We start from the raw sequence: 17891 nt of genomic DNA on the forward strand, positions 1-17891 counted from the left end.
TTACAGCGCTTGTTCCATGCGCTGTTTTTCTTCCAGCTTGTTGTTGCTCGGTAGATCGTCCAAATGCAGTGAGACTAAGTCGTTCTCAAAGTAGACTTCATCGCAGTTATGCCCTTCACCGCCTCGGTCGACGATAAGAAACTGATCTTGGTCAGTTAGGGCTAACACTGGGTGATGCCAAACGCCTTTGTGGTAGTTCACACCTTGACGTCCATTGCTCAAGAACGCTCGGCATGACTTCAGATTTGGCTGATCCCCTTTTGGCGCAACAACAATAAGATACGGTTGACCAAGCAACGGAACGAAAGCTTGCGATCCCAAAGGATGGCGCTCTAACATTTTTATCGTTAACGGATAGCTAAGCGGCGTCGCTTGAAAGATACTGATGATGGCTTCACCACCTTGTTCTTGTACATCGGTGCTCGCTAGCTTGTGATAACGACGAGTCGAGCCATTGTTGATCATAAAGTAGTCACTATTGTCTACTTCAATCACATCCCCAAACTCAGCAAATGCTTGCTTGGTCAAAGGTTCGATGGTTAAACGGCGAATTCCATTGCTCATATTGCTTCCCTCGCTTATTTCGCTTTAGTGCCAAACAAACGTAAACGGCTGATACCACCATCAGGGAAAATATTGAGACGAACATGAGTCACAGCGCCAAGATCATTCACCTCTGAACTGAACTCGTGAATATCATGTGCCTTGAGCTTTTGCGCAGGTAAGAGTTCGCGCCAGAAGAGACTCTGAGTTGCAACTTGATCGTCCGTTCCGCCTTTGACATACGCAGCTTGAATTGAGCAGCTATCTGGGAAATTACCTTTAAAGTGGGCTGTATCGACAACCACTCGGTCAATGTTGCCTGCATGTCCCAGCGCGACAATCACCCAATCATTACCCGGAGTACGACGACGGGCTGTTTCCCAACCATCACCCATGTTCTCACCGCGACCTGGGCCCAGAATGTTAGACTTGTTGCCGTAGTGCTCATCACTACACGCCAAAGCGCGACCGCCATTTTCAACCGCAGCAAGGTCGACTTTTTGTTGACTATCGATGCGATCCCAATCAACGCTAGGTCGACCATAAACGCGTAAACGTGCAACGCCACCATCTGGATAAATGTTGAGACGTAAGTGAGTAAACACTTCATCACTTTCGATCTGTTCAAGATGATGATGATCGCCTTGCAAACCCATAGAAGGCAGAATCTCTTGCCACTCGGTTGCGTCGGTTGGATCACCGTCTGGGGAGTAACAGGCATCAATCGAAGCCGACGGCGGGAAGTTACCCGTAAAGAAAGACGTATCAATATCAACACCCGCAATCGTGCCTGCAAGACCTAGGCGAATGACACAGTAATCGTAGCCTTCACCACGCTTACGGCGGCTTTCCCAGCCATCCATCCATTTGCCGTTATCATCGTAAAGATCGTCTTTCCATTCTGGTGCTTCACGGCGCAAAAGTCGGCTCTTATCGGCAAAAAAGTCGTCGGTAGCGTAGATAGCTTCTGCGCCAAGTTTATCGTCAGCAAGGTTAATGTATTGTTCAATATCTAAGGACATGTCCTTTATCCTTCCAATTATTCAAAAATAGGTTAAGTGAGTATGCTCATCTAGAGCTCTATGCCCTTCGTCGGGCAGATATCAATCGATATCAGAACGAAACAGTCGCCATCTCCGTGACTTACATATCTCGTAGGCGAAACAGTGCGATCTTGTTGATCTCCTGTATCGCAGTAGCAAACTCAGTGTCACTATCATTGCCTAATCGCTTCTCGAAGGATTCAAGAATTTGGTAACGATTGGCCCCTTTCACTGCCATGATGAAGGGAAAGTTGAAGCGGCTTTTGTAACTGTCGTTGTACGTAGTGAATTTTTCGAACTCTTCCGCTGAGCACTGATCAATGCCTGCGCCAGCTTGTTCCGCTGTGGATGCGGCAGTAAGTTCGCCGTTAATTGCTGCTCGCCCCGCTAAATCTGGGTGAGCATTTATAAGTGCAAGTTGTTTTGCTTTCTCTGCGTCTAATAGCGTTTCAGCCATTCTTAAATGCAGATTTGAAACAAAGTTATCCTGATCTGAGAGCCCTTGATCGTAGACGGCTTCTGCCACCCATGGACTATGCTCATACACATCGCCAAAGTGGGAGACAAATTCCGTACGTTCCATTTGAGATGGTTTGCAAAAACGAAATTCAGTCATGTTATTTTCCCTCTTTTGGTGTGTATGGATGATGCTCGTGCCAATGACGAGCGATATCAACACGGCGACATAACCACACATCGTCATGTTGTTTAACGTAATCTAGGAAGCGCTTTAGCGATGCGATACGACCCGGTCTACCGATCAGACGACAATGCAGACCAACCGACATCATCTTAGGCGCTGTCGCACCTTCAGCGTATAAAGTATCGAATGTGTCCTTTAGGTATTGGTAGAACTGTTCACCCGAGTTAAACCCTTGCACAGTGGCAAAGCGCATGTCGTTGACATCAAGTGTGTAAGGAATCACTAACTGAGGTTGACCCGCCTCGGTATGCCAATAAGGCAAGTCATCGTCATACGCATCTGAGTCATATAAGAAACCACCTTCTTCTGCAACTAACTTGCGGGTATTTGGCCCTGTACGACCTGTATACCAACCAAGCGGTCTTTCACCGGTGATCTCTTTGATGATTTCAATCGCTTTCATCATATGGTCGCGCTCTTGCGACTCATCCATGTATTGGTAATCAATCCAGCGATAGCCATGACTACAAATCTCATGTCCCGCTTGAACCATAGCTTCTGCGACATCTGGATGACGTTCAATCGCCATCGCAACTGCGAATACGGTCAATGGAATCTCGTACTCATCAAACAGCTTTAACACACGCCACACACCTGCGCGGCTGCCATACTCATAGATAGATTCCATGCTGATATGTCGCTCACCTTTAATCGGCTGCGCGGCTGGAATCTCTGACAGAAAGGCTTCGGACTCATCATCCCCATGTAGAAGGCAGCGTTCACCACCCTCTTCGTAATTCAACACAAACGACACGGCGATACGAGCACCACCTGGCCATTTAGGGTGAGGAGGATTCGCCCCATAGCCAATCAGGTCTCGTGAATAATCCTTATCCATTCAGGCTCTCCTTAAATACAAGACACTTTGTCTTTATGCCTTCTCAAACTTCACACACTCATTGTATACAATAAATTATCTTAATGTAAAGATTTTGTTGTTAAAGTTAATTTGCGTAAACAAAAGCTATTTTATCAATAAGTTATGTACACTTAGGCTCAAATAGGTATCTAGCTCAATCTCACAAAACTGATTTTTGCTCACTTTCGTTAGTAACAAAATTATAACATCGAGCTTTACTATCCGGATATTTTGTGTACATATATAGGTAACAGAAGCAAGTTTAAAACAACTTTGTATACAATTTAAAATCAATAAACGCTAAGGAGAGCGCTGGGCGCGAATAACAATTATGGGCAAATTAACTACACACGTATTGGATACAATGCACGGCGTTCCCGGTGCAAATATTCAAGTTGAGCTGTTCCGTGTTGAAGAGGGCAGCCTGACCAAGATTAAAACGGTCACCACCAACTTCGATGGTCGAACTGATGAGCCAGTACTAGAAGGCGATGAGTTTGTGACAGGCAAATATCAATTGGTATTCCATGTTGCAGATTACTACAAAAACCAAGACGTCGACCTTGGTGAAATCCCATTCCTAGATGACGTTGTGATTCGCTTTGGTCTCGGAGAAACAGGTGCACATTACCACGTGCCTTTGCTTGTCTCACCGTATAGCTTCTCTACCTATCGAGGTAGTTAAGGCAAGAAATTACCAATAGATAACCCTAACAACGTCATACATATCAATCGGGAGAATTGGAGTCTGCAAAAACACCATCAAGATGCAGAAAGCGGTATTCAATTTCAGAAACACCAAAACAAAAGGACTTGCTGACATGAATGAAAGCAAAGCAGAAGTGCTTAACAACGAAAGCCAATCGGGTGGCTTACTAGAGCGCTTTTTCAAACTGAAAGCACATGGAACCAGTGTTAAGAACGAAATGATCGGGGGGATCACCACTTTTGCCACTATGGCATACATCATTTTCGTTAACCCTCAAATCATGGCGGCTTCAGGGATGGATTCTGGCGCGGTCTTCGTTGCAACCTGTATTGGTGCAGCGATTGGCTGTCTGTTAATGGGACTTTTTGCCAACTGGCCTGTCGGTTTGGCGCCGGGCATGGGACTTAACGCCTTTTTCTCTTTCACTGTGGTTAGTGAAATGGGCTACAGCTGGGAAGTGGCGCTTGGCGCGGTATTCCTCTCAGGTATCCTATTTGTCGGGATGAGCTTCTACAAAATACGCCAATGGATCATTGAAAGTATTCCAGAGAGTTTACGCTTCTCCATGACCGCAGGTGTCGGCCTTTTCTTAGGTCTTATCGGGCTTAAAACCGCGGGTATTGTGGTAGAGAACCCAGCCACTTTGGTTTCACTTGGCGACTTCACTAAGCCTGATGCCATGCTTGCGGCTATCGCTTTCTTGATCATTGCGGTACTGAGCGAGCGTAAAGTTTTCGGTGCGGTACTGATCGGGATTTTGAGCGTCACTGTTGTTGGTATGATGTTAGGTCTTGTCCAATACAACGGCTTCTTTGCAGCGCCGCCAAGTATTGCCCCTACCTTCTTGGCAATGGACATCTCTGGCGCGTTTAACATCTCAATGGTCAGCGTCATCTTAGCCTTCTTGTTCGTTAACATGTTCGATACTGCAGGCACACTGATGGGTGTTGCAGAACGTGCGCATCTGGTAAACAAAGAAACAGGTAAAATCGAAGGGCTTAGCAAGGCGTTAAAGGCCGACTCTATCTCTAGTGTCGCTGGTGCTTGTGTCGGTTGTCCGCCTGTTACCAGTTACGTAGAAAGTGCAGCGGGTGTAGCAGCAGGTGCTCGTACAGGTCTGTCAGCCATTGTGGTGGCAGCGCTATTCTTAGCCGCTATTTTCCTTTCACCTCTGGCAGGTATGATTCCAGCTTACGCCACGGCAGGTGCACTAATCTACGTCGCATTCGTGATGATGAGCAGTATGCAGCATGTCGATTGGAAAGATTTTACCAATGGTGCTCCGGCAGCGATTACTGCCCTGATGATGCCGCTGACTTTCTCAATTGCAAACGGTATTGCTCTTGGCTTTATTACTTACACAGTACTGAAAGTCGCGACAGGAAAAACTAAAGATGTCTCTATCTCAATGTACATCCTGACTGTCGTCTTCGTCGCTAAGCTTATCTACATCTAATTCCTAGGGTCTGATGACCCTAATTATCCTTGTGAAAACTAGCCTGAGCATGGGTTTGGGCTAGCTTCCTATACGAAAAATTCGTGACCCTACGTAGTTTGTAGAAGTCAATTGTCCAATCTACGAGAGAAAAATGGATTCTCTCTGAGGTATAACCAATGAAACTTCTGTATACACTCAACCAAAAACCGCCACACGGCATTACCTTGCTGCTCGCTTTGCAACACATGCTGGCATCCATTGGTGGTATTGTGGCTGTCCCACTCATTGTTGGCGCATCCATCGGACTGCCTAATGAAGAGATTGTCTCGCTAATCAACGCCGCCCTACTCGCTTCGGGTATCGTCACCATGGCGCAATGTATTGGTGTCGGCCCTATCGGTATTCGTTTACCTGTTGTCATGGGCTCTAGTTTTGCTTTCTTAGGTGTGGCGATTGCCATTGGCCGCGAAGGCGGTGTCGCTAGCATTATGGGCTCGGCTTTAGTCGGCTCTTTAGTGGTGATTGTGGCTAGCTTTTATATGGACAAAGTCCGCAAACTATTCCCAACGGTAGTGAGTGGCGTTGTTGTCACCCTAATCGGCTTAACCATATTGCCCGTTGCGATGAACTGGGTGGGTGATGCGCCCGCTGCGAGTGAAAACTTTGCAACTCTACCAAAGCTTTTCTTAGCCATTGTTTCACTGGGCATCGTGGTTGCGGTCTCGGTTTACTGTAAAGGCGCCGTTGCTGCATCTGCCATTGTTATTGGTCTGGCGGGCGGCTACATCGTCGCGCTGTCTCTAGGTATGGTAAACCTCGATGATATTACTTCTGCCGCTTGGGTTGGTGGACCAGAGCCTCTTAAATACGGTTTAAGCTTTCAAGCCAGCGCCATTGTGAGCATGAGCTTGGTTTATATTGTCGTGATTGCTGAAGCAACGGGTGACTTTATGGCACTAGCAAACAACTGTAATAAACAAATCTCGGGCAAAGATCTACAACGCGGTCTGCTTGGTGATGGCTTAGGCAGTACGCTTTCTTCGATTTTAACTGCTATGCCACTGGCTTCTTTCAGTCAAAACGTTGGGATAGTGGGCATTACTGGTGTAGCGAGTCGATATGTTGTTGCAGCAACTGGTGGACTACTGATTTTAGGTGGCTTGTTCCCTAAACTTGCGGCCGTTGCGGTAACCATCCCTAAACCGGTTCTTGGCGGTGTAGGCTTTGTTATGTTTGGCATGATTGCCTACGCAGGTATTCGCATGCTGATTATGGCCGCAGACACCAAGCGCAATGCACTGGTTATCTGTGTTGGTTTGGCATCAGGCTTAGCCGTAACTTTTGAACCTCGTTTACTTCAACACTTACCGCACGATATTGCTAACTTTCTTCACTCTGGCATTACCACTGGCACCATAGCAACGGTTCTTCTTCATCAACTTCTTCCTAAGTCATCCAACAAAGAAGTTCGTGAAGCACTGACAGAGAGTAAGGTTCAAGTCGAAGAAAAGATCATTCGAAAATCTGATGATGAAGCGCCACAAGTGGTAGAAAGTAAACTTGAAGCAAAGACCACTGAATAAACTCACTTTAATCACAACAGAGGCATCAAAAGGAGACCTAAGCTCATGATATCAATCTGAGCTTAACAACAATAACACCGCTAGTATTTGCTAGCTTAACTGTAACTAAAACGTTTAAGACCCTCTCCCCTGAAATGGCTGAGATGGCTAAGGACTATTATGAATGGAAACCATCTGGATTAAGAATCCACTGGCAATTTATACCGGAAACACGCAAGACGCCCAAGGTGGCCTCGTGGTTCAGGGAAACAAAGTTGTCGAACTTATCCCAAAACATGGGACACCGTCCCACTCAATTGATTATGTGGTTGATGCCTCTCGGCATGTCGTCACTCCTGGGCTCGTTAACGCCCACCACCATTTTTATCAAACCTTAACGCGCGCTTACCCTGACGCGTTAAACAAAGAACTGTTTCATTGGCTCAAAAGCCTGTATCCCGTCTGGGCAAATCTAGACGAAGAGATGATGAGCGTCGCGACCGAGCTTGCCTTAGTCGAGTTGATGCTATCGGGTTGTACCACCGCTTCCGATCATCACTACTTGCTGCCAAACGGTTTAGAACACGCGATAGACTTGCAGGTCGAAGCGGCGCAAAAACTTGGCGTCAGAGCCATCTTTACTCGTGGTTCAATGAGTTTAGGTGAAGAAGATGGAGGCTTGCCACCACAGCATACCATTCAAACCGAGCAAGCGATTGTCGATGACAGCTACCGTTTGATTCGCCAATACCACCAGCAACAGGAAGGGGCAATGACCCAAATAGCGCTTGCGCCATGCTCCCCCTTCTCCGTCACCACAGATTTGATGAAAGAAACCGCCCACATCGCCAAGCAAGAGAACGTTATGATGCACACGCACTTGTGCGAAACGCTGGATGAGGAAGATTTCTGTGTCGAACAATTTGGTATGCGCCCGGTCGATTATCTCGAAGATGTGGGCTGGCTAAATGACAAAACTTGGCTTGCCCATGGTATCCACTTCAATAATGAAGAGATCCGCAGACTTGGCCAAGCAGGCGTAGGCATTAGCCACTGCCCAACATCGAACATGATGCTTGCTTCGGGAATTTGTAAAAACAATGACTTAGAAGCCGCAGGCGTGAAAGTTGGCCTAGGCGTTGATGGCTCGGCCTCAAACGATGGCTCAAACATGATTGCCGAAGTACGTATGGCGATGTACTTACAACGCCTACAATATGGCTCGGCAAACGTATCCCACTTTGATGCGCTGCGTTGGGCGACCAAAGGCTCAGCTCAAGCGATGGGACGTAATGATATTGGCGAACTAAGCGTGGGTAAACAGGCCGATATTGCGATGTTCAAACTCGACGATATTCGTTTCTCAGGCAGTCATGACCCTCTTGCTGCACTCCTGTTATGTGGTGCTCAACAAGCTGACCGCGTGATGGTTGCTGGTCACTGGCGAGTAATGAACAGCGAAGTGATTGGCGTCGACATCCATCAATTGATGGAACGCCATAAAGCTGCAGCATCAAGGCTAGCACGTAAAGCCTTAGGTGAGTAACACGCGCTAAATCATCGCCAGCCTAAGTTCAAATCAACTTAGGCTGGCATTTAAAATTACTTGTAACCGATCCATATCCCACTAATTAAAATTAGATAATCAAGCCACTCGAGAACATCGGGCAGGCTAACCATCACAATTGAAACATAAGCTTATTGAACCTACCTTTGAGTACACGCTTGTTAGATATGCGAATTCAAACACCCAATCCTTAGAAGCCTTCACCACTCGGTTAACTAGCATTAGAAATTGCGACTAAAGCCCCATTGCAACAACTTGCACCCAATGCGAGTATCAAAAAAACATACGACTCAAGGTAGAGAACAACAGGTTTTTGCAAACGCTCACCACGATGCGTGGAGTATAGTGGCAAAACACCTTGCAATGACGGATATGACCACATCAATACAGCTATGGAATAAACAGATCGTTAATCGAGCGAGTATGGCTGGCTTGGGCGCGACACTCATTGGCAATGGGATAGGTCGTTTTGCTTATATTGCGCTGATGCCCGCATTGATTCAAAGCGGTTGGTTTAGCGAAAGTGATGCTTCTTACTTAGGCGTAGCGACGCTTGTCGGATATATTGCCGGAGCGCCTGCGGCCAATCTTTTACTTCGTTATTTCAGTTCTGGCCAGCTCATTCGTAGCGCAATGTTAATCAGCAGCTTCAGCTACCTTGCTTGCTCGTGGCAAGACGCCCCTCTGACTTGGTTTTATATTTGGCGTACCTTGGCTGGTGTCACTGGCGCATTACTCATGATTGCTGCTCCGCCAGTGATTGTTCGCCAATTCAGTTCCGACGTCAAAGCCAGAGTCAGCGGCATTGTCTTTTCTGGTATCGGTATCGGAGCAATGCTTTCAGGTACACTGCTGCCAGCACTTATCTCATATGATTTGATTTCCGCTTGGATAGGGATGGGCGCAGTGGCGCTAGTCACCACTATTTTGACTTGGAACGCATGGGACACTCGCATTACCCCCACCCATGCAGCTTACGTTCAAGCGTCATTTTCTCATCTTTCACAGCCACAGATTAAAAATGTCATCCTCATATCACTCGCCTACAGCTTATGTGCGATTGGTTATCTTCCACACACTTTATTTTGGGTCGATTACCTTGTTAGAGAACTCGGCATGTCATTCACTAGTGGTGGGTTCTTTTGGGCTACCTTTGGTGTTGGTGCAGCTATGGGACCACTCATTACGGGTAGCTTAGGAGATAAATTTGGGCTTAAGCGTTCTCTATGTATCGCTTTCAGTTTTAAAGCGGTGGGCGTTGCGATTCCTTTATTCAGCACCCATCCAATTTTGTTGTTTATCTCTTCCCTATTGGTCGGCATTTTTACCCCTGGGATAGTCACCCTTGTGTCCACCTACACGCTCGAATGCGTTGGTTATGAGCTACATACCAAAGCTTGGAGCGGAATGACGTTATCTTTTGCTATTTCACAAGGCGTAGGTGGTTTTCTGATGGCCTACTTTCTCACCCACTTTGCGTCTTACAACACCCTATTTGCTCTCAGTGCCAGTGCGCTAGTACTTTCATTTGTATGCATTTTATCGACATCAACACAGCTCAGAACAAACGCAATCAGCGAATAACTCAATGAAATAAGGACTTTCTATGCAACTCTACCTAAATGATACTTCACCATTTTCACGTGTGGTTGTGGCGACAGCTTTATTGTCTAACGTCCCTTCTCTTTCATTGGTTTGGGTCGATCCTTGGAGTTCTCCAAGCAATTTAGAACGTGTTAATCCGTTTTGTTTAATTCCCGCCCTAGAGCTAGATAGCGGGCACTCCCTGACAGAGAGCTTATGCATTAGCCAGTATTTAATTGAGACCAATCAACCAACTAGACTGAAGAACGTTAAGCTCAACGATGTAGACCAAGTTAAGCTCCTTGGAACAGCGAAAACTCTGATGGAAATCGCCTTTAGAACCGCAGTGTTACCTCGCTTTACCGATCAAGACAATGAGCTAATCAGACGCGGGCAAGAAGGCATAGTTTTGGCACTAACCAACCTAAACAAAGAAATGGAAGAGTTAGGTAGCGAGGTCTATCTAGATCCAAACTTAGCAACGCTGTATCTACATATTGCTTTGGAATACATCCAATTTCGTCATCGCGCTTTGTATGACGATGCCGTCGTCACACATATTGATGAGTTCTTAAATACCTCACCATTTAGCCAGCTTCTTGAACAGGTCAGCATTGAAAGGCTATCAGAAAAACCTGAATACTCAGCATTAGAATCTTCTTGGCGACAGCTGTAATAATAAAGGGGCGATGAACACCCCTTTTGTTTTTTATTCACTTAACCAAAGCCGTTAAGCTTTGAAACGGTCGATTGCCAACGTTAAGTCTGTCGCTTGACCTGCGACAACCGTTGCCGATTGCGCATTTTCAGACACCGCGCCCACGTTAGCGTAGGTCAAATCGCGGATAGTATTGACGTTGCGCGCTATTTCTTCGGACACAGTACTTTGCTGCTCCACAGCAAGGGCAATCTGCGTACTGCTATCTAGAATATGCTTCATCTCTTCCATAATAGCTTCAATGTGGCTTAACGCTTGCTCTGACATATGAACGCTATCAGCTCCCTTACTGCTGCATGATTGGATAGTAGACACCACTGTTTGGGTTTGCTGCTGAACCGCACCAATGATTTCTGATATTTCTGCTGTTGAGTTCTGAGTTTTGCCCGCTAGGGTTCTCACTTCATCAGCAACGACGGCAAAACCACGTCCTTGCTCACCAGCACGCGCAGCCTCAATCGCGGCGTTCAGTGCTAACAAGTTGGTTTGTTCGGCAATTTCACCAATGACATTCAGTACTGAGCTAATCTGATCAGACAGAGCAAGAAGATGATTCACTTCGCCGCTTGCGGTTGAAAGATCGGTAGATAAAGAAGAAATGGTATCACGGGTTTCCACAATGTCATCGAAGCCAAGTTGAGCATTTTCATAGCTTCTTTGTGTGTTGCCAGCTGCGCTTTCAGTGGTACTCGCCACATCTTTGATCGTCTCGCCCATTTCAGTCACCGCAGCAGCAACACTGTCTGTTTCCAACTGTTGTTGGTTAAGTGCCGCTTCGGTATCAACACTACTCTGCTGTAATTGAGTCGATGCGGCCCCAAGCTCACTCACACTCCCTTGCACCCGAGAAATGAGTCCCTGCATACTGGCAAGGAGAATGTTCAGTTGCCCTGCCATTTCAGCAATTTCATCTTTTCGTTCTGTATTTGCCTTCAAGGTTAAATCATGTGTATTGGCGATAGTAGACATCATATTGCTCAGCTGTTTGATATTGCCTTGAACACTTCTGATGAGGAAATATGAACCCAATAGCATCAGCCCGGCGACAATGAGAACAGAACCGGCAATAAAACGTTCTATGGCAATTTGAGCATGTTCAATTTCAGCTTCGAGAGTGGCTTCTATTCCATGAAAAATAGTGAAGATATCTATAAACAGACTTTTCATCTCCTGCTTTGACTGCTCAACTTGATTAGCATCCGACCCGTAGTGTTGGGCCATTTTTTCCAAGTCTTTTCTGTAAAGCGTGATGTTGCTGCGCAATGTCGGTAGCTGTTGAACAACGATCCCTAGTTCTTCCAAGTCCGTTGTTAGTAAACCTGATAACGATTGGAACCTCGCGTACTCCGTTTTGAAGGCTTCCAACTTAGCTGGCGAAGGTTTGTCGAGAAAGTCATATTCGATACGATTCATCTCTAGCAACGAGACTTCCATATCCTTTACTTCTATCAGCGTTTTCTCAAGTTTGAGCAGCTTGAGGTTACTAATCTCCGTGATGGCAACAATGGCAATAAGCGCAATAATAGAGAGTCCGGTCAAGCCGAACAGTTTTCTTTTTATAGTCATGATCTTTCTCAATGAAGCAGGCTAGCAATAAGTACTTATTTTTATAATGATTTTCGCGATTTGTAACATGTTGTTACAGCCTTGTCACCATTGCATTGACACAAATGTTATTTGCCTCAACCATCATGCACTGATTGAATCTTAAACAAAGAATAAAAAGAGATTAGAAGCAGGTTTTGGGGAAGTAAAAGCTAGCTAAGTCACTGAATGAAGGAAACAAAAAAAGGGACGTTTCCGTCCCTTGATGTTCTTATTTGGTATGGAAAATTTGCTCAGTTTCCAATGAGGTCATCGCGCGGATTTGACGCCATACGTAGTAGAAGATACCAAACATCATCAGCATGCTAGGAATCGCGATAATTGGGTAACTATAAAGAGTGAGCTTACCAAGCTCTTCGTTAAACTCTGGCGTGCCAGCAGGGCTGGTCACAATCCAAGTTGCGAGGAAATAGTTCATCGCAGAAGAGAACGCAAACGTACTCGCGAATAGGTAGTTTGACGACATTAAGCAACGCTCGAATGCATCCGTCTTGCCCTTTTCCTTTAAACGCTCAGTGATCAACGCTAGATTTAGCACAGTGTCGTTAAGGATCATCTTCTGCATAAATGGGTAACGAGTAAATGTCGAACCCAGAACAGCTAAGCCAATAAGACCAGGAATTAACGCTTCTTTTAGTGCTAACCAACGGGTATCAAGCTCTAACAGACCAATACCACCTGTCAGTAAAACACTAATAAAGCCCAATGCGGCGATGAAGTTGAACTTCTTATTGCGGATAAGATCCATGCCGCCATACACAATCGGAAAAGCCAGCGCGACAACCAATGCCATTACAGTACCTAGGTGCTCTTCGCCGCTGAACTTCATCAGAATGAATGAAGGAATAAATACGTTAAACAGGATTTCGAATAGGGGATTCGACTTTTTCGTCGTGGTGTTACTCATAATTGTTACTGACTCTACTCTGTCACTTCATTTTAGTTTCGGGGAGAAGTGTTCAACGCTTAGCTTAAGATGTAAAGCGTTAAAACGTCGAGTTGTGTAACGACTTATGAAATTAGTGAAGATAAAAATTTAACGCTCTCTTTGTAAGTATAGCCTGATGAGGCCAATTAAAATCTGGCTTCGCTGAAACGAAACCAGATTTAATCAGTAACATTGGTGATTTGTCACAACCGTTATTTTACTTCGTCAGCGGCTGCAAAGATTGCAGGAAGTGCTTTGTAGAAAATAGCGATAGCCATACGTGGTGTCTCCGTTTGAGGATAACCACCGTTCATTGCGACAACTGTACCACTATCGAAATCCATCGCCACTACCTGACCATGAATACCCACCATTGCCAAGATAGTGCGGCCAGGGGTCTTGAGTACACGGAACTGATCTTTATACCAGCCTTCAGCTAAAGCAGACTCTTTACCTTTCAGCCATGCAGCACGTACTTCGTCATTACCTTCAAGAATTTGGTTGATAAACTCAGCAGGAACCACTTGCTCGCCTTTGTAGTTCTTACCGCCGTTCATTAGCATGCGACCAACGCGTGCAAGGTCTTTAGTTGCTGCGTTTAGACCGCCAGAAGCTACAGGGTTACCTGCGAAGTCCGCTTGGTAGTGCGCGTTTTCAGCCATGCCAACTTTACCCCAGATTTGCTTCTCTAGAAGATCAGCCAGTTTCTCACCTGTTGCAGCTTCAACGACTTTACCTAGTACTTCAGTGTTAATGCATTGGTAAGTGTATTTTGAACCCATAGGGGCAAAGACTTCTTTCACTAATGGGAAATAGTCGTTAATACCATGCGGGTAAGTTGCTTCATGGTTACCGCTCCAGCCTTGAGAGTCAGTCATGCGATTATCCCAAGACTTGTGCTTTTGAATTTCTTGTACGACGTTGGTACGCATGTCAGCGGTTTCTTGTACGGTAGCTCCATCCCAAGCCGTACCTTTAAGCTGAGGTAGGTAATCTGTGACTTGCTTAGACATATCAAGCTTACCCTCACTCACTGCGATACCTGCAAGCATTGCTGTAAACGATTTAGTGACAGACATATCTAGGTGAGTTGAGTGCTCATCCATACCATTCCAGTAGTGCTCATGAAGCATGTGGTCACCTTTGAGAACAACCATTGAGTGATTCTTCACACGATCACGCAGAAAGTCGTTGAGGGTCATTTCACCATCGATTGCCGGCACCATGATTTTGTCAAAGTCTAATGATTGGTTAGTCTTAAACTGCTCAGGAGCAATTCCTGACTTTTGAATCTCGTAAGATGGCGTGAACTTATACGCATTTGGGAAGGTAGATGCTGCGTATTCCGCATTATCCCAAAGCGCAGCAGGCACCCCAGAGGCCGTTGCTGCTTCTACAAATGCGGTGTCTGGTTTGCTGAACGTTGCGGCATTCGCCATAAAAGTGCTGCTTAGTAGGACGGCAAGAGAGAGTACTTTAAGTTTCATATTGAATCTCCGAGTCAGTGCATTAAGAACTATCCTAAAACACATTGTTTGACATAAAATCTGTAAGGTCTGAGAAGGAATTTAATCCAGTCTAGTTTCATGTCATAATCGCTAAGCATGCGTAAAACGCACGCTCAAATCGATTATGGGAGGAAATATGAACCTTAACCTAGAGTATTTAGCGGCATTCGTAGACGTCTATGAGCAGGGAAGTTTTGCTAAAGCGGCAAGTAAATCCTCTCAACACGCCTCAACATTTAGCAGAAAAATCAGTGCATTAGAAGATTACCTAGGTTTTGATCTATTTGTGAGACATAGCCGATACCTTGAACCTACCGAACAAGCTAGAGCACTTTACGACCATGCAAAAGCCTTTCTTACCGAAGCGAATTTATTTGATACTAAAGTAAATAGTATTTTTCATGGTCACACAGGAAGCTCTTTAATTGTGATAGACACCTCAGTAATAGAGTTAGGTATGCTAGAGTCCATTAGCCAATTGATTCGTGCTATGCCCTCTGTGAACGTCACGATCAAGACAGGCGATACCGAATCCGTGCGTACAGCCCTTGTTAATGGTGAAGCAGATATGGCTTTTGCACTAGCAACATTTTCTTGGCCTCCGCAGATAAACGGTTTTCGCTATTTGGAGTTTCCGCTGCAGCGCGTCGCTACGCAAGCTTATCTAGAACAGTTCGGATATGAGAAAGGAAAGCCACTCTCACCAAGTACGGTACGTAGTATGACTCAGGTGGTGATGACACCTCTGCGTAAGTTAGGTGTAGAGAATCAAGTGTATAGTCACAACGTTATTAACTCAGATAGCCTACTTATTGCTAGGGAGTTAGCTCGACATGGAGCTGGTTGGAGTAACTTGCCTGCTTCAATGGTTGAGGCTGATGTTAAATCAGGAGAAATCACCTCCTTCGATGTAGAAGATGATTTCCACCTAGCTTGGTCTGTCGAACTTTTGTGGTCAACCGAAAAGGTTTACGATCCCATTCGTGAACAGCTGATTAAGATGCTTGAATAGCCATTGTTACTGGCTGCATTTATCCTGATCCTAAATTGATTAAAAAGGGAGCTAAAACTAGCTCCCTTTCCACAGCGAGCTGAAATTACATCTCATAAACTAACTTACCGTTGAAGTAAGTTTGTTTGACCTGCGTTTTATGAAGCTTGCGAATCTCGCCATCAAAAATATCATTGTCTAGTACGATAAAGTCAGCAAACTTGCCTTTCTCAATAGAGCCTAGCTTGTCACCCAATCCAATCGCTTTAGCACCATTTAAGGTAACAATTTCCAGAGCTTCAGTAAGTGAAATGGAGCTAAAATCAAACGCGGTTTCAATCGAGCCTCCCGGCACTTCACGCGTGACCAATGACTCGATAGCCAACCAAGGATTTGGCGAGAACGCTACCGTCCAATCGGAACCATAAGAGATCAGGGTATCTTTTGCCAACAACTGACGAATCGGCCACATGTACTGAACGCGTTTTTTACCGATATCTTTTTCAATGATGCCAATCGCATCAGATGGGAACCACAGTGCAGGAGAAGCTTCATAGACGACATTCAGCTTGTGAAAACGCTTATAGTCTTGCGGGTTAACGAAAGTCCCATGGGCAATACTGTGGTAACGACCATCATTTCGCACAGGCAATTGCTCTAGATTATCCAACATCATTCGAATAGAACCATCGCCAATCGCGTGAACCTTAAACACAAAGCCTTGTTTTTCTAACCTTGCCATCTCCTCCATCACATCTTCTTGAGGAATACGTAGGGAACCCGAGTACTTAGTGCCAATAAACGGTTCTAGCATCACCGCTGTTCGCCCTGCAGCGGAACCATCGAGGATGTATTTGATTCCATATGGATAAACAAACTCACTAGCGAAAGACTCTTTGTTGTCAATTAGGTACTGTTGGGCTGCCTTTGCTTCTGGTTCTGGTGTATTAAGTGGAGAGGAAATACTGACGTGCATACGTACCTCCATTTCTCCCTTGTCTTCTAGGTACTTATAGGCATCAAAATTTCGCTTTACACCATAAGCATCGTTCATTGCGGTCACACCATACGAGTGCATCTCATCAAAAAATGGTTTCATACCTTTATCCGCCCATTCTTCGACCGTCGGGTTGTCTAGTGCAGCAATCACCCACTCAGATACCGTCTCTCGTACAACACCCGTTAGCTCTCCATTTTCATCTTTAACAAAAATACCACCAGCAGGAGGCTCACGATCTTTAGTAATACCGAGCTCTTTTAGGGCCAGTGAGTTGAGTAACATGGCGTGAGCACCCTGATCCCACAGCGCTACAGGCCTATCATCAATCACCGCATCCAAAGCAGATTTATGAGACGGAGTCGTTGTCCCAGAAATAAACTCGCCATTGTCAGCAAGCCAGTTGAGATTCCCGCCATAGATCCACTTTTTATCAGGATACTTGTTACGGTATTCTTTTAATGTAGCGACGACTTTCTCCCACGGGTCTAAAGGCGAGACAAAAATATTCATATAGTTGTCAGCACCCATGTCAGGGTGAATGTGCTCATCAACCATGCCCGGCATAACGACTTTACCGCTTAGATCAACCATCTTAGTCGCTGCATCACGGTGTTGTTCAACCTTAGCAAGATCACCAACTTCAACAATTACCCCATCTTTAACGGCAAACGCTTGTGCCCAAGGCATTGCTTCATTCACTGTATAGACTTTTGCATTATGAAAAATGGTGTCAGCATCAGCGAAGACGCCAAAACTGGTACAACCGATAAGGGTAGATATTGCTAGCCTCTTCATAAAATCTCCTTGTGAAATAACCACTTGATAATTAGCAACTATAAACTCAAACTAACATTTTTAATCATTACATTTGCAGAAAAAATGTAACTTAACTCGTATAAATGGCATTCAACTCATCCGAAGAAATCCGCGTAGCGCTCGGAGGTAGTGGTTTGAAAACAAAGAAAAGTAAACTTCGCCGTTGTGCATCTGTTGTTGGATTTTTTCTAGTGACATGATGGTCTTCTCTAGGCTAAGGATTCAATGCTATCGCGTCAGGAATTAAACAAAATAGCGTTTCGATGGGTCTCATCTTGCCACGAGAACTCTCTTTTACTCTCTCGGATTCGTCACAT

At 45.4% G+C, this 17891-nt stretch carries 15 protein-coding genes; 7 read left to right on the top strand and 8 right to left on the bottom strand.

Features of this window, described 5'->3' with window-relative positions; genetic code table 11:
- From AC5O63_RS03780 to puuE, 4 genes are all read right to left on the bottom strand, one after another.
- Positions 1-564 carry an ureidoglycolate lyase gene (locus AC5O63_RS03780; RefSeq protein WP_239854954.1) on the bottom strand — a complete coding sequence of 188 codons (564 nt, stop codon included), beginning with the start codon at positions 562-564 and terminating at the stop codon, positions 1-3.
- A gap of 14 nt (positions 565-578) precedes the next feature.
- Complete coding sequence (gene alc / locus AC5O63_RS03785) at positions 579-1565, bottom strand: allantoicase (protein WP_239854955.1); 987 nt, start codon at positions 1563-1565, stop codon at positions 579-581.
- A gap of 121 nt (positions 1566-1686) precedes the next feature.
- Positions 1687-2202: a 2-oxo-4-hydroxy-4-carboxy-5-ureidoimidazoline decarboxylase gene (gene uraD, locus AC5O63_RS03790; protein ID WP_171320518.1), complete on the bottom strand. Its 516-nt coding sequence runs from the start codon at positions 2200-2202 to the stop codon at positions 1687-1689.
- Position 2203: 1 nt separating this feature from the next.
- Positions 2204-3127, bottom strand: coding sequence for an allantoinase PuuE (puuE, locus tag AC5O63_RS03795; RefSeq protein WP_494503975.1), 924 nt, complete (start codon positions 3125-3127; stop codon positions 2204-2206).
- A gap of 352 nt (positions 3128-3479) precedes the next feature.
- On the opposite strand from puuE, the gene uraH reads away from it, so the two are divergent.
- From uraH to AC5O63_RS03825, 6 genes are all read left to right on the top strand, one after another.
- Positions 3480-3833 carry a hydroxyisourate hydrolase gene (uraH, locus tag AC5O63_RS03800; RefSeq protein ID WP_038197691.1) on the top strand — a complete coding sequence of 118 codons (354 nt, stop codon included), beginning with the start codon at positions 3480-3482 and terminating at the stop codon, positions 3831-3833.
- Between the two features lie 136 nt (positions 3834-3969).
- Positions 3970-5313 (top strand): NCS2 family permease, encoded by a 1344-nt coding sequence (locus AC5O63_RS03805; RefSeq protein ID WP_004744095.1) that lies wholly within the window; start codon positions 3970-3972, stop codon positions 5311-5313.
- A 158-nt stretch (positions 5314-5471) separates the two neighbouring features.
- The gene (locus AC5O63_RS03810) at positions 5472-6878 is read left to right on the top strand and encodes a nucleobase:cation symporter-2 family protein (RefSeq protein ID WP_054961789.1); all 1407 of its coding nucleotides are present in this window, start codon (positions 5472-5474) and stop codon (positions 6876-6878) included.
- Between the two features lie 163 nt (positions 6879-7041).
- Positions 7042-8403: an 8-oxoguanine deaminase gene (locus tag AC5O63_RS03815; RefSeq protein ID WP_171320515.1), complete on the top strand. Its 1362-nt coding sequence runs from the start codon at positions 7042-7044 to the stop codon at positions 8401-8403.
- Positions 8404-8796: 393 nt separating this feature from the next.
- Entirely contained in the window at positions 8797-10008 is a 1212-nt protein-coding gene (locus tag AC5O63_RS03820; protein ID WP_494504562.1) for a YbfB/YjiJ family MFS transporter, read from the top strand.
- Positions 10009-10030: 22 nt separating this feature from the next.
- Positions 10031-10684 (top strand): glutathione S-transferase N-terminal domain-containing protein, encoded by a 654-nt coding sequence (locus AC5O63_RS03825; protein ID WP_494503976.1) that lies wholly within the window; start codon positions 10031-10033, stop codon positions 10682-10684.
- 54 nt (positions 10685-10738) lie between these two features.
- Here the strand turns inward: AC5O63_RS03825 and AC5O63_RS03830 are convergent, their stop codons facing one another.
- The 3 genes from AC5O63_RS03830 to AC5O63_RS03840 form a co-directional block, all read right to left on the bottom strand.
- Positions 10739-12292 carry a methyl-accepting chemotaxis protein gene (locus AC5O63_RS03830; protein WP_494503977.1) on the bottom strand — a complete coding sequence of 518 codons (1554 nt, stop codon included), beginning with the start codon at positions 12290-12292 and terminating at the stop codon, positions 10739-10741.
- A 250-nt stretch (positions 12293-12542) separates the two neighbouring features.
- Positions 12543-13238, bottom strand: coding sequence for a VC0807 family protein (locus AC5O63_RS03835; protein WP_239854961.1), 696 nt, complete (start codon positions 13236-13238; stop codon positions 12543-12545).
- 233 nt (positions 13239-13471) lie between these two features.
- Entirely contained in the window at positions 13472-14746 is a 1275-nt protein-coding gene (locus tag AC5O63_RS03840; RefSeq protein WP_494503978.1) for a serine hydrolase domain-containing protein, read from the bottom strand.
- Positions 14747-14903: 157 nt separating this feature from the next.
- On the opposite strand from AC5O63_RS03840, the gene AC5O63_RS03845 reads away from it, so the two are divergent.
- Positions 14904-15779: a LysR family transcriptional regulator gene (locus AC5O63_RS03845; protein WP_494503979.1), complete on the top strand. Its 876-nt coding sequence runs from the start codon at positions 14904-14906 to the stop codon at positions 15777-15779.
- Positions 15780-15864: 85 nt separating this feature from the next.
- Here the strand turns inward: AC5O63_RS03845 and AC5O63_RS03850 are convergent, their stop codons facing one another.
- Positions 15865-17553 carry an amidohydrolase gene (locus AC5O63_RS03850; RefSeq protein WP_494503980.1) on the bottom strand — a complete coding sequence of 563 codons (1689 nt, stop codon included), beginning with the start codon at positions 17551-17553 and terminating at the stop codon, positions 15865-15867.
- Positions 17554-17891 lie beyond the last annotated feature (338 nt).

The organism is Vibrio sp. SCP2, from assembly GCF_059295395.1.